21 protein-coding genes are annotated in these 21961 nt (G+C 71.1%); 8 read left to right on the forward strand and 13 right to left on the reverse strand.

From position 1 onward, the window contains the following. Positions 1-34 precede the first annotated feature (34 nt). Both O7623_RS24565 and O7623_RS24570 read right to left on the reverse strand, forming a co-directional pair. Positions 35-1132 (reverse strand): XRE family transcriptional regulator, encoded by a 1098-nt coding sequence (locus O7623_RS24565; RefSeq protein ID WP_282225352.1) that lies wholly within the window; start codon positions 1130-1132, stop codon positions 35-37. A gap of 40 nt (positions 1133-1172) precedes the next feature. Further along, the gene (locus tag O7623_RS24570) at positions 1173-2222 is read right to left on the reverse strand and encodes a saccharopine dehydrogenase NADP-binding domain-containing protein (protein ID WP_282225353.1); all 1050 of its coding nucleotides are present in this window, start codon (positions 2220-2222) and stop codon (positions 1173-1175) included. Between the two features lie 82 nt (positions 2223-2304). On the opposite strand from O7623_RS24570, the gene O7623_RS24575 reads away from it, so the two are divergent. The 3 genes from O7623_RS24575 to O7623_RS24585 all read left to right on the forward strand — a co-directional run bounded on the left by O7623_RS24575 (position 2305) and on the right by O7623_RS24585 (position 5284). After that, positions 2305-2886 carry a TetR/AcrR family transcriptional regulator gene (locus tag O7623_RS24575; protein ID WP_282225354.1) on the forward strand — a complete coding sequence of 194 codons (582 nt, stop codon included), beginning with the start codon at positions 2305-2307 and terminating at the stop codon, positions 2884-2886. A gap of 55 nt (positions 2887-2941) precedes the next feature. Continuing rightward, a complete protein-coding gene (locus O7623_RS24580; protein ID WP_282225355.1) occupies positions 2942-3562 on the forward strand; it encodes a TetR family transcriptional regulator in 621 nt (206 codons plus the stop codon). 90 nt (positions 3563-3652) lie between these two features. After that, positions 3653-5284, forward strand: a complete 1632-nt coding sequence (locus tag O7623_RS24585; protein WP_282225356.1) for an FAD-dependent monooxygenase — start codon at positions 3653-3655, stop codon at positions 5282-5284. Between the two features lie 84 nt (positions 5285-5368). On the opposite strand, the gene O7623_RS24590 is transcribed toward O7623_RS24585, so the two are convergent. From O7623_RS24590 to O7623_RS24620, 7 genes are all read right to left on the reverse strand, one after another. Then, positions 5369-5692 (reverse strand): hypothetical protein, encoded by a 324-nt coding sequence (locus tag O7623_RS24590; protein ID WP_282225357.1) that lies wholly within the window; start codon positions 5690-5692, stop codon positions 5369-5371. A gap of 237 nt (positions 5693-5929) precedes the next feature. Then, a complete protein-coding gene (locus O7623_RS24595; protein WP_282229542.1) occupies positions 5930-6940 on the reverse strand; it encodes a LacI family DNA-binding transcriptional regulator in 1011 nt (336 codons plus the stop codon). 57 nt (positions 6941-6997) lie between these two features. Then, positions 6998-8395, reverse strand: a complete 1398-nt coding sequence (locus tag O7623_RS24600) for a GH1 family beta-glucosidase (RefSeq protein ID WP_282225358.1) — start codon at positions 8393-8395, stop codon at positions 6998-7000. Beyond that, positions 8392-9165: a carbohydrate ABC transporter permease gene (locus tag O7623_RS24605; RefSeq protein ID WP_282229543.1), complete on the reverse strand. Its 774-nt coding sequence runs from the start codon at positions 9163-9165 to the stop codon at positions 8392-8394. The genes O7623_RS24600 and O7623_RS24605 overlap by 4 nt, the downstream gene beginning before the upstream one ends. Before the next feature lie 74 nt (positions 9166-9239). Beyond that, positions 9240-10154 carry a sugar ABC transporter permease gene (locus tag O7623_RS24610; protein WP_282229544.1) on the reverse strand — a complete coding sequence of 305 codons (915 nt, stop codon included), beginning with the start codon at positions 10152-10154 and terminating at the stop codon, positions 9240-9242. A gap of 98 nt (positions 10155-10252) precedes the next feature. After that, positions 10253-11557: an extracellular solute-binding protein gene (locus O7623_RS24615; protein ID WP_282225359.1), complete on the reverse strand. Its 1305-nt coding sequence runs from the start codon at positions 11555-11557 to the stop codon at positions 10253-10255. A gap of 269 nt (positions 11558-11826) precedes the next feature. Then, positions 11827-12591 (reverse strand): maleylpyruvate isomerase N-terminal domain-containing protein, encoded by a 765-nt coding sequence (locus O7623_RS24620; RefSeq protein WP_282225360.1) that lies wholly within the window; start codon positions 12589-12591, stop codon positions 11827-11829. A 69-nt stretch (positions 12592-12660) separates the two neighbouring features. On the opposite strand from O7623_RS24620, the gene O7623_RS24625 reads away from it, so the two are divergent. Next, the gene (locus O7623_RS24625) at positions 12661-13797 is read left to right on the forward strand and encodes a UDP-N-acetylmuramate dehydrogenase (protein WP_282225361.1); all 1137 of its coding nucleotides are present in this window, start codon (positions 12661-12663) and stop codon (positions 13795-13797) included. A 40-nt stretch (positions 13798-13837) separates the two neighbouring features. Here O7623_RS24625 and O7623_RS24630 read toward each other — a convergent pair whose 3' ends face one another. Next, positions 13838-14638: a class I SAM-dependent methyltransferase gene (locus O7623_RS24630; RefSeq protein ID WP_282229545.1), complete on the reverse strand. Its 801-nt coding sequence runs from the start codon at positions 14636-14638 to the stop codon at positions 13838-13840. A 44-nt stretch (positions 14639-14682) separates the two neighbouring features. Beyond that, the gene (locus O7623_RS24635; protein WP_282225362.1) at positions 14683-15453 is read right to left on the reverse strand and encodes an SDR family oxidoreductase; all 771 of its coding nucleotides are present in this window, start codon (positions 15451-15453) and stop codon (positions 14683-14685) included. A gap of 236 nt (positions 15454-15689) precedes the next feature. On the opposite strand from O7623_RS24635, the gene mshA reads away from it, so the two are divergent. The 3 genes from mshA to O7623_RS24650 all read left to right on the forward strand — a co-directional run bounded on the left by mshA (position 15690) and on the right by O7623_RS24650 (position 18607). Then, entirely contained in the window at positions 15690-17054 is a 1365-nt protein-coding gene (gene mshA / locus O7623_RS24640) for a D-inositol-3-phosphate glycosyltransferase (RefSeq protein WP_282225363.1), read from the forward strand. An 11-nt stretch (positions 17055-17065) separates the two neighbouring features. After that, positions 17066-17578 (forward strand): YbjN domain-containing protein, encoded by a 513-nt coding sequence (locus O7623_RS24645; protein WP_282225364.1) that lies wholly within the window; start codon positions 17066-17068, stop codon positions 17576-17578. Positions 17579-17665: 87 nt separating this feature from the next. Next, positions 17666-18607 (forward strand): hypothetical protein, encoded by a 942-nt coding sequence (locus O7623_RS24650; RefSeq protein ID WP_282225365.1) that lies wholly within the window; start codon positions 17666-17668, stop codon positions 18605-18607. 326 nt (positions 18608-18933) lie between these two features. On the opposite strand, the gene O7623_RS24655 is transcribed toward O7623_RS24650, so the two are convergent. Beyond that, the gene (locus tag O7623_RS24655; RefSeq protein WP_282229546.1) at positions 18934-20232 is read right to left on the reverse strand and encodes an MFS transporter; all 1299 of its coding nucleotides are present in this window, start codon (positions 20230-20232) and stop codon (positions 18934-18936) included. A gap of 158 nt (positions 20233-20390) precedes the next feature. Here O7623_RS24655 and O7623_RS24660 point away from each other — a divergent pair, with 158 nt between their 5' ends. Beyond that, a complete protein-coding gene (locus tag O7623_RS24660) occupies positions 20391-21149 on the forward strand; it encodes a phosphoglyceromutase (RefSeq protein WP_348775107.1) in 759 nt (252 codons plus the stop codon). Positions 21150-21200: 51 nt separating this feature from the next. Here O7623_RS24660 and phoU read toward each other — a convergent pair whose 3' ends face one another. Next, positions 21201-21848, reverse strand: coding sequence for a phosphate signaling complex protein PhoU (phoU, locus tag O7623_RS24665; RefSeq protein ID WP_282225367.1), 648 nt, complete (start codon positions 21846-21848; stop codon positions 21201-21203). Positions 21849-21961 lie beyond the last annotated feature (113 nt).

Genomic DNA, 21961 nt, shown 5'->3' on the forward strand with positions numbered 1-21961 from the left:
CCGGTGTCGAGGACGTACGTCTGTCGGTCGGGATTCACGAGGTGAACGCCCAGATCTCGGCCTCGTTCGCCGGGGGCAGCTCGGGTAGGTCGTCGGCGTTGAACGTGCCGAGTAACAGATCGAGCGCCCGTTCGAGGGTGACTATCTCTCGCCGGTACAGCCGCAGGACCGCCTGGGTGTAGCTGCGTGGCAGCGATACTGGTGCCAGCTCCTGGCTCGGCAGTAGGTTCTTCTCCTCGATGTCTGCCTTGCTGGTGCGGACCGCACGAATCTTGTCGGCCTCCGCTTGGCCGACAAGGCCCAGCTCGGTCAACCGGCGGGCCAGGGTGGCCATGTCAACCTGATAGTGGCTGCCGGCCCGTACTGCGGTGTCTCGCATGACCTCATCCGGGATCGCCGACCACTCGGCCCACCGTTCCCGTAGGTCGGCCTCGGGCAGCAGCAGGGCCCGGGCGAACCGGTCCAGCCGTGCTTCGACCTCGTCAGCCTCGCTGGCTGCCACCCGCCAGTCCAGCGTGTACTGATCGGCGACCAGGTAATGCCCTAGCTCGTGTGCGAGTGCCAGCCGGCGACGACCGACCTTCTGATCGCCGTTGATGACGCTGACCCCACCTGTGTCCAGCAGTACGGTCGCCGCGTCGGCGCCTTCGCCCAACTCTACGGAGAAGGGCAGTAGCCCGATCGTGGTCACCAGGCGGGACAGATCCCGCGCGGGTTCCCGAGCATCGAGCCCCAGGAGGCGGCGAGCCTCGGCAGCGAGGTTGTCCGCCGCCGACAAGGTTGCCGGCGCGGGAAAGGGCTCGGGCTGACCGTCGGTGAGGCCGGGACTCTCGCTGACGACGAACTCTACGTGGCGGGCGATGCGGTCCAACTCGTCGTCGATGGGCTGCGTCGCCAGCCCGGACCGAGACTGGCGGTAGGAGACGAGGGCTGGCGGCCCCGGCTCGACGAACCACTCGACGTTGCGTCCCAACGTCCTGGCGATCGCCACGAGTTCCAGTGCGGACACCCGGCGGTCGCCCGTCTCGATCTTGGCTAGGGCGCTGCGTTGAATGCCGACCTCGGCGGCCAGGCCCTCCTGGGTCTGCCCAGCTGCTGCCCGTGCCGCCGCCACCCGCTCGCCGATGCTCACTGTTCGATTTTAGAACAATCGCGGTCGCCGAGGGAGCGGGTCAGGCCACGAACTCGGCGCCGGCGGCCAGCGCCACCTCAGGGCCGAAGAGCCTGGCCGGGGTGTACGCGCCGGGCCGGCCCTCGCCCTTGGCCAGGCGCTGGGCCACCTCGGTGACGGCGTCGGCCGTGAACGTCATGCCCTCGCCGGTGCGCAGCCAGCCCTCCCGTACCCGGCCGGACGGCCATTCGACCCGGGCGCGGCCCCAGGACGACCGGCGTGGGCGCTCCCTGGCCGTGGTCGTCGTGACGCGGGCGAGCCGCCGGGTGGCGAAGCCGGCCAGGCCGGGCAGCCGCAGCAGGCCGCCGGCGGCCGACGTCGCCGCCCTGGCGGCCGGGGTGGCGGGGGCGAGAGCCGAGGCGCCGATCACCGACGGGGCGCCGCTGGCCTGCCAGGCGGCGAAGAGTTCGCCGCTGCCCATGGCGGCGGTGGTGACCGCGTCGCCGTCGGGGGTGGTCAACCGCTCGGCGGCACCGCCGGCCCGGGTGCGTACCAACCGGCCCTGTCGCACTTCGCGGCCGCCGTCGAGCACCGCGCGCACGATGGTGGCGGCGAGGGCTTCGCCGAGCGCACCCGGTTCGACCTCGACCGACGCGAGCGCGTCGACGCGTACCCGGGAAGGTTTTTCCTCGCCCGCCAGCAGATGCAGCAGGATGCTCTCGGTCGCGAGCACGCCGAAGCCCGCGCCGCAGACCAGCGTGCGACCGGTCGCCGCCGCATCTGTGTGCATGGCGTGCAGCGATTCGAACGCGCTCAGCTCGTTGCCGACGTCGACGTAGTGGGTGCCGGCCGGGCAGGCCCGCGCGACCTGCGGCGCGGTGACCGCGAACGGTCCCACCGTGTTGATCACGACGGCCGGCGACTCGGCGGCGAGCCGCGCGCAGACCTCGTCGAGTGTGCCGGTCACCGCCCGGGTGTCCGGAACCGTCCGGGTCAGCCGCTCCCGGTCGCGGCCAACCGCCACCACCTCGGTGCCTGCCTGCCGCAGGCGCTGCACCGCCTCCCGGCCGATCCGGCCGGTCGCGCCGAGCACCCAGATCTCACCCGCCATGTTTCGCCTCCATCAGTCATGGCATGTCGTGTCATCACTATTGCACGGCACGACACGTCATGTCATCACTAGGATGTGCGGCATGGGTCGATGGCAGCCGGGCGCGCGGGAACGGCTCGAGCGGGCCGCGCTCGACCTCTTCGCCGAGCAGGGCTTCACCGAGACCACCGTGCCGCAGATCACGGCACGGGCCGGGCTCACCACCCGTACGTTCTTCCGGCACTTCGCCGACAAGCGGGAGGTGCTGTTCGCTGGCGAGGAGTCGATGCCCGAGCAGGTGGCCCGCCTCATGGCCGGGGCCCCGCGGCCGCTCGGCCCGATGGAGCTGATCGCCACGGGCCTGGGCCCCGCCGCGGCCGCGATCTTCGAGGGCCGCAGCCTCGACTACCTGCTCCGCCGACGTGCCGTGATCGGTGCCGAGCCCGCCCTGCAGGAGCGCGAGCTGCGCAAGTTCTCGCTGCTGTCGCAGGCCATGGAGCAGGGCTTCCGCGATCGCGGCATCGACGACCTGACCGCCCGGCTGGCGGCCGAGATCGCCGTGACCACGTTCCGGATCGCGGTGACCCGCTGGCTCGACCAGCACGGCGACCCCGACCTTCCAACCGCGATCGACCAGACCCTGACGGCGATGAAACGCCTGATCTCATCGCCGACCCACGACTAGGAAAGTGCGTGGTACGAACTTTTGCGGGTCACGCAAGTTGTGCTAGCGTCGGGGCATGAGCGGGCTGCGGGAGCGGAAGAAGGCGGCGACCAGGGCGGCGCTGAGCTGGGCGGCGATCCGGCTGACCGTGGAGCGTGGCTACGACAACGTCCTGGTGGACGACGTCGCTGAGGCCGCAGGAGTCTCTGCGCGCACGTTCAACAACTACTTCTCCAGCAAGGCCGAGGCGATCGCCTCCCGGCACCTCGACCGCAGTCTGCGGCTGGCCGACGAGCTCCGGGCCCGCCCGGCCGATGAGCCACTGTGGGCGGCGATCCGGGCGGCGGCAATGGCACAGTTCGAGCCGGGTCCGGAGGTCGAGCAGGCACCGCCGGGCGACCACGCCGACTGGGTGAGCGGGCTCAAGGTGATGCTCGCCGAGCCGGCGCTGCAGGGCGAGATGCTGCGCGCCGTCGCGGCCGCCGAGGCCGAGCTGGCCGTGGCCGTCGCCGAACGCACCGGCACCGACGTCAAGCAGGACCTGTACCCGAACCTGGTCGCGGCGACCGTCAGCGCCGCAATCAACACGGTGATGCGCCAATTCGTGTACGCCGACTCGCCGGTGCCGATGGAACAACTGCTCTCCGACGCGTTGAGCCAACTCGCCGCTGGTCTGCCGGTGCCTGCCGCCCGCTGACCGTCAGCCCCGGTCCACCCCGAAACACCAGCCCCAGTCGCCGCGACGCGGCGACGGGCGGGTTCTCCGTACCCTTGAAAGGATCTTGTCATGATCGATGTGATCATCGCTGGTGGCGGACCGAACGGCCTGATGCTCGCCTGCGAGCTGGCCCTCGCCGGCATCCGGCCGGTCGTCTGCGAACGGCGGACCGGGCCGACCACCGAGCAGCGGGCCAACGGACTGGTCGGCCAGGTCGTGCGGATGCTCGACCGACGCGGTCTGTACCAACGGATCGTCGACGACCAGCACGTTCCCGGTCACCCGGCCCCGACGCAACCACAACCGCAACCAAGGTACGTCTTCGGGGCGCTGCCCCTGGACCTCAGCCAGGTGCCCGACAACCCGGTCTACACGCTGCCTGTCCCGCAGCCCCGCCTTGAGCGGCTGTTCGCCGCACGGGCTGCCGAGCTGGGCGTGGAGGTCAGGCACGGATGCGCGGTCACCGGGCTGACCCAGCAACCGGACTCGGTGACGGCGACGCTCGCCGACGGCACGACACTGACCGGTCGGTACCTGGTCGGCGCGGACGGCGGGCAGAGCGTCGTCCGCAAGGCTGCCGACATCGGCTTCCCCGGCGTGACCGTCGACAACTCGGTCAGCCGTAGCGCCCATGTCAGCCTGCCCGCCGACCTGGTCGACCCGGCGACCGGAGGACTGGCGGTGCCCGGGTACGGCGTCGTCCCGCCGTTCCAGCACACCCGCACCGAGCGTGGGCTGATCGTCTGGGCGCCGTTTCCCGGCCGCCAGCCGGCCGTCACCACGGTCGAGTGGCCCGAATCGACCGACTACGGCGACACGCCGATGACCCTGGCCGAGATGCGGGCCAGCGTCGCCCGGGTGCTCGGCGCCGACGTGCCGTTCGGCCCGCCGCTCGGCGACGGCCCGCATCTGCTGCGCCGGCTGGTCGGCGGCAACACCCGGATCGCGCAGCGGTACCGCGACGGGCGCGTCCTGCTGCTCGGCGACGCCGCGCACGTGCACCCCCCGATCGGCGGCCCCGGGCTGAACCTCGGCCTGCAGGACGCGATCAACCTGGGCTGGAAGCTCGCCGCGCAACTGCACGGCTGGGCACCCGACGGGCTGCTCGACACCTACGAGGCCGAGCGTCGCCCGGCCGCGCAGCGGGTGACCATGTCGACCCAGGCGCAGTCGGCGCTGATCGCACCGGGCAGTGACGTCACCGCGCTGCGGACGCTCGTCGCCGAACTTCTCGCCGAGGCGGCCACCGCCGCGCAGGTCGCCGCCCTGCTGGCCGGCGCGGACCTGCGCTACGACATGGGTACGCCGGGTGGGTCGCTGGTCGGCCGGTGGGCACCGGATCTGGTGCTGTTCCCCGACACCGGGGCGGTCCGGCTCGCCGAGGCGACCCGGACCGCCCGGCCGTTGCTGCTCGACGCCACCGGCACCCTCGCCACCGGCACCCTCGCCACGGTCACCGAGCCGTGGCGGGACCGGGTCGACGTGATCGCGGGAAAGATCGACCTGGTCACCGCGCCGGACGGGAGTACCCCGCCGACCGCGCTGCTGCTGCGCCCGGACTGCTACGTCGCGTGGGCGTCGAGCGCCGAGGACCCGGACCCGGACGAGCTGCGCGACGCTCTCACCCGCTGGTTCGGCCCGGCGATCGGGACCAGTGAGCGGACGCGCGGCCGGGTGTCCGGTACGGGTCCGGAAGACTGATACCCGTCACGCCGTTATTCCTGTGAGGAATAATTATTCCCTACGGGAATACCGGCGTGACGGGTATCGGCCCGGGAACCCCGATCAGTAGCAGATCAGCGTTACGTTCGCGGTGTAGTAGGTGTCGGTGATCTTGTTGGTGTACGAACTGACGACGTAACAGTCGATGATGGGGATGTAGCCGTCGATCTGCGCCCAGATCTCGGCCTGGTACCTGGCGCTCCAGGCCGCGCTGCTCGCCGTGCTTCCGCTGCCGTAGCCGTAGTACCAGTCGACCGCCGCAGCGCTCGTCGTCGCGTCGGCCCGGGTGCTGGCCGACGACTCGGCGGCGACCGCCGCGGTCCCGGTGGCGGCCATCGCGCCCACGACCATGGCAGCGGTGACGGCGGCTCTCGCGAGAGTGCCCACGAATGTCCCCTTTCCTTGCCGTGAAGGTGAGGACACCGTAGCTATCGCATTTGCTGGCGGCAATGCTTGCCCAAAGCAAAGCATTGGCTGACGAGGCTGCGCCGACCTGCGGCGACAGGGAAAAGTATAAATTGAATTTCGGCTGACCAGCGGCTTCGTCGAATGCGCTCATCTGCATGATCACGCAAAACCACGCGTACCCCGTCAGCCAAGGTCAGTCAGGGTCAGAAAGGGAGGTCAGGCCGAGTCGCGTCGGACGAGTTCGGTGGGCAGCACCACGGCCGGCTCGACGGACTCGCCGTCGGCCAACCGCAGCAGCAGCCGGGCCATCGTCCGGCCGATCTCCTGGATCGGCTGACGAACGGTGGTCAGCGCCGGGTCCATGTAGCGGGCCATCTCGATGTCGTCGAAGCCGATGACGGCGACGTCGTCGGGCACCCGGCGACCGGCGTCGCGCAGCGTACGGATTGCGCCGTGGGCCATCAGGTCGGAGGCGACGAACACCGCGTCCAACGCCGGGTCGTCGTCGAGGAGCTGGCGCATCGCGACCGCACCCGACTCGCGGGTGAAGTCGCCGGTGGCGACCAGCGACCGCCCGCCGGTCGCCCGGACCGCCGTACGGTAGCCGGAGAGCCGATCCACGCCGGCGATCATGTCCTGCGGGCCGGCGATCGTCGCCACCCGCTGGCGGCCGGACTCGAACAGGTAGCGCACCGCCCGTTCGGCGCCGGCCTCGTTCTCCACGTCGACGTACGGCACCCCGGCGCTGACCTGGCCCATCGGTCGGCCGCTGCACACCACCGGCAGGCCGCTGCGGGCCAGCGTGCCGGGCATCGGGTCGACGCCGTGGATCGAGGCGAACATGACCCCGTCGACGTGGCGGCCCATCGCGTACCGCTCGACCCGGTCGTGGCTGCTCGCCGAGCCGGCCATCATCAGCACCAGTTGCTTGTCTGCGGCCTCCAGCTCCTGGCTGACGCCGTGGATGATGCCGGGGAAGACCTGGTCGTCGGAGAAGACCCGGGTGGCGGTCTCCGGCAGGATCAGCCCCATCGAGTCGGTCCGCTGGGTGACCAGGCTGCGGGCGGCCAGGTTGGGGACGTACCCCAGTTCCTGGACCGCCCGGCGCACCGCGTCCTGGATCGGTTCGGCGACGGTGGTGGAGCCGTTCACCACGCGGGAGACGGTGGCCCGGGACACGCCGGCCCGGCGGGCCACCGCCTCCAGCGTCGGACGTTCCCTGGCCACGCGCACGCCTGCTCCCCGTCTGTCGAAGGCCCCGCCACCTCAGCGAACCCGGTCGGCTCAGCCGATGCCGTTGCGGCGGATCACTTCTTGGTACCACCGTGCACTGGCCTTCGGCACCCGCCGCTGGGTCAGGTAGTCCACGTACACGATGCCGAATCGCTTTGCGTAACCTTCGGCCCACTCGAAGTTGTCGAGCAGGGACCACACCAGGTAGCCGCGCAGGTCGACCCCGGCGGCGATCGCGGCGTGCGCGGCCCGCAGGTGCCCGTCGAGGTAGGCGATCCGGTCGGTGTCGTCGACCCGGTCGCCGTCGGGGGCGAGCTGGTCGGGGAAGGCTGCGCCGTTTTCGGTGATGATCATCGGTACGCCCGGGTAGTCCCGCCCCAGTTTGGTCAGCAGCGCGGTCAACCCGGACGGCTGGATCTGCCAGCCCATGGCGGTCAGCGGCGGTTCGGGGGCGATGAACTCGATGCCCTCGGTGCCGGGGAACGCCCCGCCGCCACCGGGTGCGCCCTCCTTCGCGGCCAGGTAGGTGGGGGAGTAGTAGTTGATGCCGAGCAGGTCGATCGGCTCGCCGATGATTTTCTCGTCGCCGTCGCGGATGTGGTCCAGGCTGGTGAACCGGCTGACGTGGTCGAGGATCCGCTGCGGGTAGCCGCCACGCAGGATCGGGTCGAGGAAGATCCGGTTCTGCAGGTCCTCGACCAGTTCGACGGCTTTCGCGTCGGCGTCGCTGGTCGGGTCGGCGGGGAACGCCGACGTCGGGTTGACCGTGATGCCGACCGTCGACGCGCCGGCCGCGCGCAGCGCCTGGTTGGCCAGGCCGTGGCCGAGCAGCAGGTGGTGCACGGTCTGGAAGGTGGCGGCCGGGTCGGTACGCCCCGGCGCGTGTATCCCGGAACCGTAGCCGAGGTACGCGGCGCACCACGGCTCGTTGAGCGTGGTCCAGGTGTTGACCCGGTCGCCGAGGCGGGCGTACACGGCCCGCGCGTACTCGGCGAAGGCCTCTGCGGTCTCCCGGTTGGTCCAGCCGCCCCGGTCCTCCAGAGTCTGCGGCAGGTCCCAGTGGTACAGCGTGATGATCGGCTCGATGCCGCGTCCGCGCAGTTCGTCGACGAGACGGTCGTAGAAGTCCAGGCCGTGCGGGTTGACCGGGCCGGAACCGTCGGGCCGGACACGTGGCCAGGCGATCGAGAACCGGTACGTGTGCAGTCCGAGCGCGGACATCAACGCCACGTCGTCGCGGTAGCGGTGGTAGTGGTCGCAGGCCACGTCACCGGTGTGCCCGGCGTGCACCTTGCCCGGCGTACGGCTGAAGGTGTCCCAGATCGACGGGCCGCGACCGTCGGAGCGGGCGGCGCCTTCGATCTGGTACGACGCGGTCGCTGCGCCCCAGATGAACGAGTCGGGGAACTGGATGGGTCCGTTCGCGGTCGGCTCTGCTGAGTTCGTCACGCTTTGACAGCACCTTCCATGATGCCGCCGATGATCTGGCGGCCAAAGATGATGAACACGATCAGTAGTGGAAGCGTAGCCAGTGCCGTGCCGGTGAACACCTGTGACATGTCGTTGTAGTAACCGTTCGACAGGGCCCGCAGCGACAGCTGGACGGTCGGGTTCTCCGGGTCGTTGAGCACCGCGTACGGCCAGAGGAAGTCGTTCCACATGGTCATGAAGGTGAGCAGGCCGAGGACGGCGGCGGCGGGGCGCAGCGCCGGCAGCACCACGCTCCAGTAGATCCGCAGCGTGGAGCAGCCGTCGACCCGGGCCGCCTCGATCAGCTCGGTGCTGACCGCCTGGCTGGCGTACTGGCGCATCAGGAACACCCCGAAGCCGGTGACCAGTGCCGGCACGATGACCGCGGCGAGCCGGTCGTTCCAGTCGAGCTGGGTCATCAGCATGTACAGCGGGATGACGCCGAGCTGGGTCGGCACCATCATCGTCGCGATGATCACCAGCAGCAGGGCGTTGGAGCCCTTGAACCGCAGTTTGGCGAAGGCGAACCCGGCCAACGACGAGAAGAGCACCACCGAGAAGGTGACGGTGCCGGCGACGATCGCCGAGTTGATCATGCCGGTCAGGAAGTACGCGTCCGGGTTGGCGAACAGCCGTTCGATGTTGCCCGGCAGGTTGCCGCCGGGGGTCAGCGGCGGCGGGATCTGGCCCATGGCGTCGCTTGACCGGGTGGCGACCACGAACATCCAGTAGATCGGGAAGATCGACATCAGCCCGGCGACGATCAGCGTGGCGTACGTCAGTTTGCTGGCGCTCCACAGGTGCTGACTGGCTTTCACGGTGCTCACCCCTGCTTCCGGGTGCTGTTGCCGAGCCGGCGGATCACCAGCACGTTGACCAGCGAGATGACGACGATCAGGGCGAACAGCATCCAGGCGATCGCCGAGCCGTAGCCGAAGTTGAAGTGCGGCGCGAACGCGTTCTCGAACATGTACATGGTCATGGTCTGCGACTCGCGCAGCGGCCCGCCGCGGATCGGGTTGGGGCCGGAGTTGAACAGCAGCGGCTCGGTGAACAGCTGCAACCCGCCGATGGTGGAGATGATGACGCAGAAGACGATGGTGGGCCGCAGCATCGGTACGGTGATCGACCAGAACTGCCGGACCGGGCTGGCGCCGTCGATCGACGCCGACTCGTACAGGTCCTTCGGGATGGACTGCATCGCGGCCAGGAAGATCAGCGCGTTGTAGCCGGTCCACCGCCAGTCGACCATCGTCGAGATCGCCACCCAGGCGCCGAACCGGGTGTTGCGCCAGTCGATGGCGTCGATGCCGACCAGGTCCAGCGCCCAGTTGATCAGGCCGAACTCGCGGCTGAACAGCTGGCCGAAGACGATCGCGACGGCCGCCGTGGAGGTGATGTTCGGGATCAGGATGCTCATCCGGAACGACGTACGGGCCCGCAGTTGCCGGTTCAGCAGGTGCGCCAACCACAGCGCCAGCAGCAGCTGCGGCACCGTGGAGATGACGAAGATGCCCAGGGTGTTGAGCACCGAGTTCCAGAAGTCGGCGTCGCCGAGCAGCTTGCTGTAGTTGTCGAAGCCGACGAACGGATGCTCGGCGGCGAGCAGGTCCCAGTCGTGCAGCGACACCCAGAAGGTGTAGCCCAGCGGGTAGGCGCCGAAGATCGCGAAGAGCACGAAGAACGGCGCGATGTACAGGTACGGGGATGCTTTGGTGTCCAGCCGGGCCAGCCACAGCCGGGGCCGCGCCGGTGGCGGCTCGGGCTGTCGCCGGGCCGGCCGGGTGGCGTCGGCGGCCGGCTGCTCCGGCTCGACCTGCGCCACCCGGCCTCCGGTCACTTCTCGGCCGCCGTCTTGGCGTTGTTCACCGCGTCGGTCCAGCCCTCGGCCGGCGTACGCTGGCCCAGCTCGACCGTACGGACGGCGTTCTCCACCTCGGTGCGGACCGCCTGGTTCTTCGGTCCCATGTAGACCGGCTTGAGGCTCTTGGCGCCCTCACCGAAGATCTGCCCGATCGGGGCACCGCTGAAGTACTCGCTGGTGGCCTCGAGGATCGCCGGGTCGTCGAGCGCCTGCGGCGACGACGGCAGCGGGCCCTTGGCCTTGAACGCCCCGATGTGGCCCTCCGGGCTGGTCAGGAACTTCACCAGCTTGATCGCTTCCTCCTGGTGCTCGCTCTGCGCCGGCACCGCCAGGTGCGAACCGCCCCAGTTGCCACCGTCACCGGGGACCTTGGCGATGTCCCACTTGCCGGCCGCCTCCGGGCCGGCGTTGCCCTCGATGACCCCGGTCATCCAGGCCGGGCAGGCGATGGTGGCGAACTTGGCCTGCTTGAACGCGGCCACCCACTCGTCGGACCAGGCGCCGTACTTGCCGGACAGGTTCGAGTCGATGATGTCCATGGTGATGTCCCAGGCCTGCCGGACGGCCGGGTTGGAGTCCACGACGAGGTTGTTCTCCAGGTCGTAGTAGTGGTAGCCCTCGGCGGCACCGGCGGTCTGCAGGACGATCGTGTTGAACGTCTGGGTCGCCGCGTCGAGGAACGACGCACCGGTGTTCTTGGCGACGAACTGCTCGCCGACGGCGATGTAGTCCTGCCAGGTCGGCCAGAGCGCGGAGACCTCGTCGCGGTCGGTGGGCAGCCCGGCGGCTTCGAACAGGTCGGTGCGGTAGCACATCGCCATGCCGCCGACGTCGGTGCCGAGCCCGATCAGCTGGCTGCCGTCGGCGGTCAGCGCCTGGTCCCACTTCCACGGCAGGAAGTTGCCCTCGAGTTCGGCGGCGCCGTGGTCGAGCAGGTTGACGAAGTTCTGCGGGTTGGCCTTGTACTCGATGAGCAGGCCTTCCTCGATGGCGACGATGTCACCGGCACCCTTGCCGGCGGCCAGCCACTGGGTCAGCTTGGGGGAGTACTCGTCGAGGTTGGTGCCGGTGCCCCGTTCGACGATCTTGATGCCGGGGTTCTCGGCCTCGTACTGCTTGTACAGCTCCTCGTAGCCGAACTGGCCGAACACGTCGACGGTGAGGGTGATGGTGCCGTCGTCGGCGGCATCGTCGCCGCCGCAACCGGCGGCGGCGGCGAGTACGGCGACCGCGGCGGCGGTCGCGGTGACCAGCCGGCGGCGTGGGTTGACGCCCATGGAATGACCCCTCTCAGGTCCAGGTCCAGGCATGGTGGGGTGCGGAAACTGCGCTGGTGGTGGGGCGCTCCGGGCGGCCGCGTCGACGCGGCCGTGAGAGCGCTCTCACGAGAGTGGGACGTGAGTCACCATCGTGTCAAGGGAGCGCTCTCGGAAAGTTGCCGGCGTGTTACCTGCCGACCAAGATCACGACGATCTTGCACTCATCGATGAACAATTCCGGCAAAAGCTCTCGATATCTGCAAGATCGTCGCGATCTTCAGTGGGCGTCAGCCGACCCGCAGTGAGTCCAGCAGCGCCGCGTCGCCGGTGACCCCCAGCACCTCGAAGCCGACCCGCCCGTACAGGCTCAGCAGCAGATCGCTGGCGGTGCCGGTGGCGACGACCCGGGTGTGGTGGTCGTCGGAGTCGAGGATCGTGTCGGTGTCCAGCAGGGCCATACCCTCGCCCCGCAACCGCACGTACCACTCCTGCTCGGTGTCGCTGGCCACCAGGTGGACCACGCCGTACGCCGGTTTCGGACCGCGCCCCCGGCCCGCCGGCAGCCAGGTGTCCAGCACCTCACCGATGCCGTCGACCGCCAGCTTCGTCTCGATCGGCTCCACCCCGACGATCGCCGTCTGCGCGTCCCACCGGTGCACCGCGGTCTCGTGCGCCATCCGGCGCGGCCAGAAACCGACCTTTTTCGCCTGCGGGGCCCAGTTCCACGCCGGCATCTCCGGGTCCAGCCCGTCCAGCAGGGTCACCAGGGCGTCGAACTCCTGCTGCCACCAGTCCAGCGCCGCCGCACCGTCGGGCCGACCGGTCGGGTCCGACCGCCGCGCCGCCGGCGCGTCGGTGACCCCGCGCGTCACGGTTTCACGCACCCAGGCGTACACCGACCCGAGATGGTGCACCAGTTCGAGCAGGGTCCAGTCGGGGCAGGACGGCACCGGGGTGTCCAACGGCGCCTCGTCGACGGCGGCCCGAAACGCCGGGCCCTCCGATCGCAACGCACCGAGCCAGAAGTCCTTGGAGCCGTGCAGCCTGCTCATCGTGATCCTCCGGGTCGAGCCGACAGCCAGTGGCGTGCCGCGGGTGGAATCCAGCCTAGGGTGAAGGGCGTGCCCGACGTTAGTGCCCACGCGCCATCTGCCGAAGACCCAACGACCATTGCGCCGTTGGCACGCTATACCACACTCGGTCTGGGCGGCCCCCCCGCCGCGATCGTCGAAGCGGCCACCGCCGACGACCTGGTCGAGGCGGTACGCGCCGCCGGCCGCCGCCACGAGCAGGTCCTGCTGCTCGGCGGCGGCAGCAACGTGATCGTCGGCGACGACGGCTTCCCCGGTACCGCGGTCCTGGTCCGCTCCCGTGGATTCCAGGTGATCGCCGAGCAGCCGCCGACCGCTGGCGCGCCGGGTACGGTCACCGTCCGGGTGGAGGCCGGCGAACCCTGGGACGATCTGGTGGCGGCCACGGTCGCCGCCGGCTGGTCCGGGGTGGAATGCCTCTCCGGCATCCCCGGCGCGGCCGGCGCGACCCCGATCCAGAACGTCGGCGCGTACGGCCAGGAGGTCGCCGAGACCATCCGCACCGTCCACGTCCACGACCGGCTGACCGACACCCGGTACCCGCTGTCCGCCGCCGAGTGCCGCTTCGCGTACCGGGACAGCCTGTTCAAACGCAACGACCGCTACCTGGTGCTCGCCGTCGACTTCCAACTCGTCCGCGACGACCTGGCCACCCCGGTCCGGTACGCCGAGCTCGCCCGCGCCCTCGGCACCACGGTCGGCGACCGGGCGCCCTCCGTCGACGTACGCGCGGCGGTGCTGCGGCTGCGCGCCGGCAAGGGCATGGTGCTCGACCCGGCCGACCCGGACACCCGGTCGGTCGGCTCGTTCTTCACCAACCCGGTGCTCGACCCGGCCGCCGCCGCCGCGTTCCAGGCCCGGGTCGCCGCCGCCGGTCTCGACGCGCCGGCCACCTGGCCCGGCGTCGACCCGACCGGCAAGCCGGACGGGACGGTGAAGGTCAGCGCCGCCTGGCTGATCGACAAGGCCGGGTTCGGCAAGGGCTACCCGGGACCGGACGCGCCGGTGGCGATCTCCGGCAAACACACCCTGGCGCTGACCCATCGCGGCGGCGGCAGCACCACCGCGCTGCTGGAGCTGGCCCGTACCGTGCGCGACGGGGTGCGGGACCGGTTCGGCGTCACCCTGCACCCGGAGCCGGTCCTGGTCAACTGCGCCATGGACTGACTCGACCCGCGCCGCCAGCCGGGCCGGCGACCGGCACCGGTCAGGTCGGTGGCGCCAGCGGTGCCACCGGTGCCACCGCCGACCAGGGCACCGTCAGCTCGCCGAGCCGCCACCGGGCCGGTCGGTCGATGACCGGCCAGCCGCCGTCGCGGACCGCCGACACCGCGTGCAGCCACCGCTGACGCGGCCCGTACGGGGCCCAACCGGCCGCCGCCCGCCAGCCCGCGTCGAGCGCCTGCAGCAGCGTGTGCACCGGCTCACCCGGCACGTTGCGGTGGATCAGCGCCTTCGGCAGACGCTCGGCGAGCACCGCCGGCCCGACGCAGTCCGGCTCGGCCAGGGTGGCCAGCCGCACCGCCAGCGTCAACGAGACCGGCCCCGCGCGGTCCAGCAGCACCCAGGAGGCGATCCGGCCCCGCTCGTCGCAGGTCCCCTCCACCAGCAGTCCGCCCGGGGCGAGCGCGGCACGCATCGTCGCCCACGCCGACGCCACGTCGTCCTCGGCGTACTGGCGCAGCACGTTGAACGCGCGGACCAGCACCGGCCGCAGGCCGGCCAGCTCGAAACCACCCCGGGCGAAGGTCAACGCCGGCGGCACGGCGGCGGCCGCCGCCTCGGCGACCCGGTCCGGGTCGATCTCCAATCCGACGACCCGGACGTCCGGCCGGACCGTCGCCCGTAGCCGGTGCGCCAACTCCACCGTGGTCACCGCCGCCGCGCCGAAACCGAGATCGACGACGAGTGGATCGGCGGCGTCGACCAGCGTCGGTCCACAGCGGTACGCCAGCCAGCGGTCCACCCGGCGCAGCCGGTTCGGCGCGGTGGTGCCCCGGGTGACCATCCCGACCGCCCGGCGGCCCACCGGCGTCGCCGCTCGCCCCGGACTCACCCCGACGGCACCCGGTGCACCTTGTGCTGCGCCGCCTGAGCGAGCGGGCGGACCACCAGCCGGTCCACGTTGACATGCTGCGGGCGGGTGGCGCACCAGGCGACGCAGTCGGCGATGTCGTCGGCTACCAGCGGCTCGGCCACCCCGGCGTACACCGCGTCGGCCCGGGCGGCGTCACCGTCGAAGCGGACCAGGCTGAACTCGTCGGTGCGGACCATCCCCGGGTCGATCTCCACCACCCGCACCGGCCGACCGCACAGCTCCAGCCGCAGCGTCTCGGCGAGTGCGGTCTGCCCGTGCTTGGCGGCGGTGTAGCCACCGCCGCCCTCGTAGACGATCTGGCTCGCGGTGGAACCGATCACCACCACGGTGCCGGCCCCGCTGGCCTGCAGCGCCGGCAGCAGGGCCTGGGTGACCCGCAGCGTGCCGAGCACGTTGACCTCGTACATCCACCGCCAGTCGGCCACCGAGCCGGACTCGACCGGATCCAGCCCGCGCGCCCCACCGGCGTTGTTCACCAGCAGGGTGACCGGGCCCGGCAGGGCGTCGACCGCCCCGGCCAGCGCGGCGACCGCCGCGTCGTCGGTGACGTCGCAGGCCACGGCGGTGGCCTGGCCGCCGGCGGCGTGGATCGCGGTGACCAGGTCGGTGAGCCGGTCGGCGCGGCGGGCGGCGGCGACCACATGGAAGCCCTCGGTGGCCAGCCGCCGGGCGGTGGCCGCCCCGATCCCGCTGGACGCGCCGGTGACGATGGCGATCGGAGTCATCGGGCCATTGTCCCCGGTGCGGCTGTCCCCGGTGCGGTGACGGTCGTGCCGTGGCCGACCGTGTGCCGTGGCCGACCGTGCCGTGGCCGACGGTCGTGCCGTGTCGACGGCCGGGGAGAGGTGGATCACCTCCGGCGGCCGGGATGCGGCATGCCGATGACGGGACCGGGAAGATGTGCCGGGTCGTTCTGGTTTCTGCCGGTGGTTGTCACCAGGGGCGGACGGAGGGAGCGGACGTGGTGCAGGTGGACGAGGCCGGGCAGGGTGACAACCCGCCGCTGGTTCCCCGCCGGGTCGCGACGCTGTCGGTACACACCTCGCCGCTGGACCAACCGGGCACCGGGGACGCCGGCGGCATGAACGTGTACATCGTCGAGGTGTCCCGCCGGTTGGCCGAGGCCGGCGTCGAGGTGGAGATCTTCACCCGGGCGACCGCCGGCGGCGTGCCACCGGTGGTGGAGATGGCCCCCGGGGTGCGGGTCCGGCAGGTGATCTCCGGTCCGCTGGAGCCGCTGCCGAAGGAGGACCTGCCGGCTCAGCTCTGCGCCTTCACGGCTGGGGTGCTGCGGGCCGAGGCCGCGCGGGCACCCGGCTACTACGACCTGATCCACTCGCACTACTGGCTCTCCGGCCAGGTCGGCTGGCTCGCCAAGGAGCGCTGGGGGGTGCCGCTGGTGCACACCGCGCACACCCTGGCCAAGGTCAAGAACGCCCGGCTGGCGACCGGTGACCGTCCGGAGCCGGCGTCCCGGATCGTCGGCGAGGAACAGGTCGTCGCCGAGGCCGACCACCTGGTGGCCAACACCGGCACCGAGGCGCGCGAGCTGACCGACCGGTACGGCGCGGACGCCGACCGGGTGAGCGTGGTGGAGCCCGGTGTCGACCTCGACCGGTTCCGACCCGGGCCGCCCGGCCGGGAGGACGCGACCCGGGTCGCCGCCCGCCGCCGGCTGGGGTTGCCGACCCGCGGCCAACTGGTGGCGTTCGTCGGCCGGATCCAACCGCTGAAGGCACCGGACGTGCTGCTGCGGGCGGTGGCGGAGCTGCGCCGGCGGGATCCGGGCGCGGTGGCCGACCTGACCGTGGTGATCGCCGGCGGCCCCAGCGGCACCGGGCTGGACCAGCCGAGTGCCCTGATCGACCTGGCGGCGTCGCTGCGCATCGACGACCTGGTGCGGTTCTGGCCACCGCTGCGCGGTGCCGACCTGCCGGCCCTGTTCCAGGCCGCCGACCTGGTGGCGGTGCCGTCGCACAACGAGTCCTTCGGCCTGGTCGCGCTGGAGGCGCAGGCCTGCGGTACGCCGGTGCTGGCGGCTGCGGTCGGCGGCCTGGTCACCGCCGTCCGCGACGGGCACAGCGGGCTGCTCGTCGACGGGCACGACCCGGCGGAGTGGGGCCGGGCCCTCGGCGGTCTGCTCGCCGCTCCCGGGCTGCGCCAGCGGCTCGGCCGGGGTGCGGTCACCCATGCCCGGCAGTTCTCGTGGTCACGCACTGCGGCCGGGCTGCTGCGCGTCTACGGTGAGGCGGTGTGCGCGTACCGCCGGACGGCGGCCGCCGCGATGTGCCGCGACGCCGACGCGTTGTCGGCGAGCATCCGCTGACCAGGAGGAGCATGAGCAGGCGGAACGAGGTAGCTGCGCTGATCGAGGCGGTCTGCGCCGAGCGTGAGCTGGCCTGCGAACCGACCGGCGAGTTCTCGTACGCCGTGACGTTGCCGGGCACCCACAAGCTGAAGACGGTGTGCAACCTGATCGTCGGTGAGCATGCCCTGCGGGTCGAGGCGTTCGTGATGCGTCAGCCCGACGAACGCCGTACCGAGTTGTGGACCTGGCTGCTGCAGCGCAACGCCCGGATGTACGGCGTGGCGTTTTCCATCGATGCTGCCGGCGACGTCTATCTGACCGGTCGGATCGGTCTCGCCGGAGTCACCGAGGACGAACTGGACCGGATTCTCGGATCCGTCCTCACCTACGCTGACGAATCATTCGACACGATGTTGGAGATCGGATTCGGTTCGGCGATACGTCGTGAGTGGCAATGGCGGGTCGCCCGGGGTGAATCGTTGGCTAATCTGCAGGCGTTCGCGCACCTTTTCGATGGGAAGTCGACCGAGGATCCGGGTTAGTCGACAACCAGCAGGGTACTGCTCGCATGGTGGCGCAATCGTCGCCCACTGCCCCCCGCAGGGACACTGTCAAGGGAGTGAGCAGACATGCCTCAGCAGACCAGCAACCGGCGCCGCAGTGCCACGTCGAGCGGATCGCGCGGTACCGCCCGCAGCGCCAGTTCGGGCACCCGTACGGCCCGGAGCAGTTCGGGTGGTTCCCGGCCGGCGACCGCGACGATCCTGCGGGCGGGGAGCAGCATCCGGGAGAACGACCTGGCCCACCTGCGGGTCGACGAACTGCGTGACCAACTGCGCAAGCGGGGTGTCACCGGCACCTCGAACCTGCGTAAGCCGGATCTGATCAAGTCGTTGGCCCGGGCCATGCGACGCGGCACTCCGGCCCGGGCGCAGCAGGCGTCGCGGCCGAAGGCCGGTTCGCCGGCCGCCCGCAAGAGCACGTCGCAGAGCGCCCGCAAGAGCACCGCGAGCGCCCGCAAGAGTACGTCGAGTGCGCGCAAGAGCGCGTCGTCGGGTGCGCGCCGGAGCCCGTCGTCGAGTGCGCGCAAGAGCGCGTCGTCGAGCGCCCGTAGGAGCGCGTCATCGGGTGGTCGCAAGAGTGCGTCGTCGAGTTCCCGAAAGAGCGCCTCGACCAGCGGTGCCAGGTCCGGCGCTGCCGGTGGGTCGATCCGGACCGGTCCGTCGTCGTCCCGGTCGTTGAACTACGCGCAGCGCATCGACGGCCCGCAGCAGCACGCCGAACGGCCCGGCCGGAGCCTGGTGACCACCAACCGGGCAGTGATCAAGAAGTGGGCCCAGGCACGGGGCGGCAGTCCGGCCACCGTCGGGGCGCCTCGGGACGGGCGGCCCAGCGTGCTGCGGATCGACTTCCCCGGGTACGGTGGCGCGAACCTGCGGCCCATCTCCTGGGATGAGTGGTTTGCGACCTTTGATGAACGGCGTCTCAATTTCATCTATCAGGAGCAGCGCACGGACGGTACGCCGAGCAATTTCTTCCGGCTGGAATCACCGCACCGCGAAGATGCCTGAGCGTATCGCCGTCGTCACTGTTCGACGAGTGGTCGTGGGCTAAACCTCGACGATGAACCGGCCTGTGTGATTGGCGGTACAACCTGATCCGCTTGTCGGTGGGAACCGCCAGGAACTACGGTTGTGGTACGCGCCGCGCCCGGCAATTGGCTGGGGGCCACCGGACCGGTTCGGTCCGGTCGACCGGGCAGTGCGTGGGGGATCGGTGGCATTGGGCCGTTGGGGGACGGCGCCACCCGGAACCGGCGGTGAGTGGGAGCGACGCTTACGGGGGTGAGCGTCGCTCCCCACCGCCGGGCTTCCCTGTCCGCGCCGGTGACCTGTGCTCATTCGCTCCGTGCGACGACGGTGGTACGCGATGCCGCCGCCGTACGCCGATCGGCGGCCCGCAGTTCGGTCGCCCGCAGTTCGGCGGCCCGCCGTTCGCGTGCCGGACCGGCCAGCAGTTGACCGATCGCCACCGCCGCGCCGATCACCGCGCAGCCCAGCCAGAGCACGGTGTCCCCGGCGTACTGCCAGACGGCACCGCCGACGATCGGCGCGATGAACGCGGCGGCCGACCAGGACAACGAGAAGACGCCCTGGTAGCGACCCCGGACCTGCGGTGGGGTCAGCTCGGCGATCAACGTGGCGTTCGACGGCGAGTTGAGCATCTCGCCGACGGTCCAGATCAGCACGGTGACCGCGTAGAACCAGGCGACGTCGGCGGCGGCGGTCAGCCCGAACCCCAGCCCGACGATCACCGCCGCCAGCGCCAGCACGTGCGACCGGCTCCGGCCCGCGATGAACCGGGGCACGAACAGCTGCCCGGCGACGATGAGCACCCCGTTGAGGGCGATCACCGCGCCGAAGGTGGCCGGAGAGAGCCCGTCGGCCGCCATCGAGATCGGCAACATCGCGCCGTGCTGCATGAACACCACCGCCAGCAGCACGTTGAGCCCGACGAAGCCGAGGAAGACCCGGTCGGCGAAGACCGTACGCAGTCCGGCCGGTCGGGTCGCGAGGCCGGCCGTGCCAGCGGCCGGCCCGGCTGCCTCCGGTCGGGTCTCACCGACGGCGACGAACACGATCGCGGCGGTGGCCAGTGTGGTCGCCGCGTTCACCGCGAACAGCAGGAAGTAGTCGACCTGCGCGGCCAGCCCGGCCAGGACGGCGGCGAAGGCGTACCCCAGGTTGACCGCCCAGTAGTTGAGCGAGAACGCACGCAGCCGGTCCGCGGCCGGCACCACGTCGATCATCATCGCCCCGTACGCCGGGCGGGCGCCCTCGTTGCACATGCCGAGCAGGGCCGCGCCGAGCAGCAGCAGCCACCACCGTTGCGCCAGGCCGAGCGCGAGCAGCATGGTGGCGGTGCCGAGGTGGGCGGTGAGCAGTGTCGGGCGGCGGCCCCAACGGTCGGCGAACGTGCCACCGAGCAGTGTGCCGACCGCGCCACCGGCACCCCAGGCGCCGAGCACCAGACCGGCCTGCGCCTCGGACAGGCCGCGTTCGGCGGTCAGGTAGATCGCCAGGAAGATGACCACGAACGAGCCGAGCCGGTTGATCAGGCTGCCGGTCCACAGGTACCAGAAGGTCCGGGGCAGTCCGCCGGCGGTCCGCTGTAGCCACCCCTGCGCGCCCCGCACCACCGCACCCCCGTGCACGTAATGACCACCACCCGGTACTGCCCTTACACGCTAGTGGTCGGCGGGTCGCCGTGGCAGCCGAATTACCACGTGGCGGTCGTCACCCCGACCGGTCCAGGCCCGCACCCGGTGCACCGGCGAGCGGCGGGTCCGGCAGGATGGAGCGCATGACTGTGGGGACACTGGTGCTGCTCCGGCACGGAGAGAGCGAGTGGAACGCGAAGAACCTCTTCACCGGTTGGGTCGACGTGGACCTGACCGCCAAGGGCGAAGCCGAGGCACGGCGCGGCGGTGAGCTGCTGGCCCAGCACAACCTGCTGCCCGACATCGTGCACACCAGCGTGCTGCGGCGGGCCATCCGCACCAGTGAGCTGGCGCTGCACACCGCCGACCGCGGCTGGATCCCGGTCCGCCGGTCCTGGCGGCTCAACGAGCGGCACTACGGCGCGCTGCAGGGCAAGAACAAGAAGCAGACCCTTGAGGAGTACGGCGAGGAGCAGTTCATGCTCTGGCGCCGCTCGTACGACACCCCCCCGCCGCCGATCGCCGACGACGACGACTGGTCGCAGGTGGGTGAGGCCCGCTACCGGGAGCTGCCGCCCGAGCTGATGCCGCGCACCGAGTGCCTGGCCGACGTGGTGGCCCGGATGCTTCCGTACTGGTACGACGCGATCGTGCCGGACCTGCTCGCCGGCCGGCAGGTACTGGTGGCCGCGCACGGCAACTCGCTGCGGGCGCTGGTCAAGCACCTCGACGGGATCTCCGACGAGGCGATCGCGAAGCTGAACATCCCGACCGGTATCCCGCTGCGCTACGACCTGGACGGCGCGCTGCGCCCGATCAACGCCGGCGGCGACTACCTCGACCCGGACGCCGCCGCGGCGGCGGCCGCCGCCGTGGCCAACCAGGGCCGCTGAGTCAGCGGTCGCGGGTCGGGCCGCTACGCCCGGCCCGACCCGCGACGCACGTCAGTCGTTCGGGGTGACGCCCGTGACGTGGTAGACGACCCGGCGGCCGGCGTTGACGGCGTGGTCGGCGTACCGCTCGTAGAAGCGCCCGAGCAGCGCACCGTCGATCGCGGTCTCCGCGCCGTACGGCCAGTCCTTGCCCAGCAGCGTCTTGAACAGCTGGCGGTGCAGCTCGTCCATGGCGTCGTCGTCGCCGTCGAGCTCTGCCGCGGTCTGCGCGTCCGGGGTCCGCAGCACCTCGATCACCTTGGCGATCATCCGGTCGGCGACCTTCGCCATCTCCGAGAACACCTCGCGCAGCTCGGCCGGTACGGCCGGGGACGGGTGGCGACGCAACGCGGTCTTCGCCACGTGGTCGGCCAGGTCGCCCATCCGCTCCAGCCCGGAGGCCACGTGCAGCGCGGTGATCGCCATCCGCAGGTCGGATGCGACCGGTGCCTGCCGGACCAGCAGGTCGGTGACCCGCTCTTCGACGGTGCGGTACAGCGCGTCGATCTCCGCGTCGCTGACCAGTACCAGCTCGCCGGCCTCCCGGTCGGCCGTCAACAGCGAACCGGTGGCCCGGCGCAGCGCGACCCGCGCCGCCTCCGCCATCGACACCAGCAGGTCGCTGATTTCCTGCAGTTCGGCCTGGAACTCCTCGCGCATGATCGCCTTCCGTCGTCGGGGCCGGCCCGGTGAGCGGTGCCTTCCGGGGTCGACCACACCGTATTGCTGCTGCGGGGCAGTCAGATGAACACGGGTGAACAGAGCGGGGCTGC

Source organism: Solwaraspora sp. WMMD791 (assembly GCF_029581195.1).
GTDB lineage: Bacteria > Actinomycetota > Actinomycetes > Mycobacteriales > Micromonosporaceae > Micromonospora_E.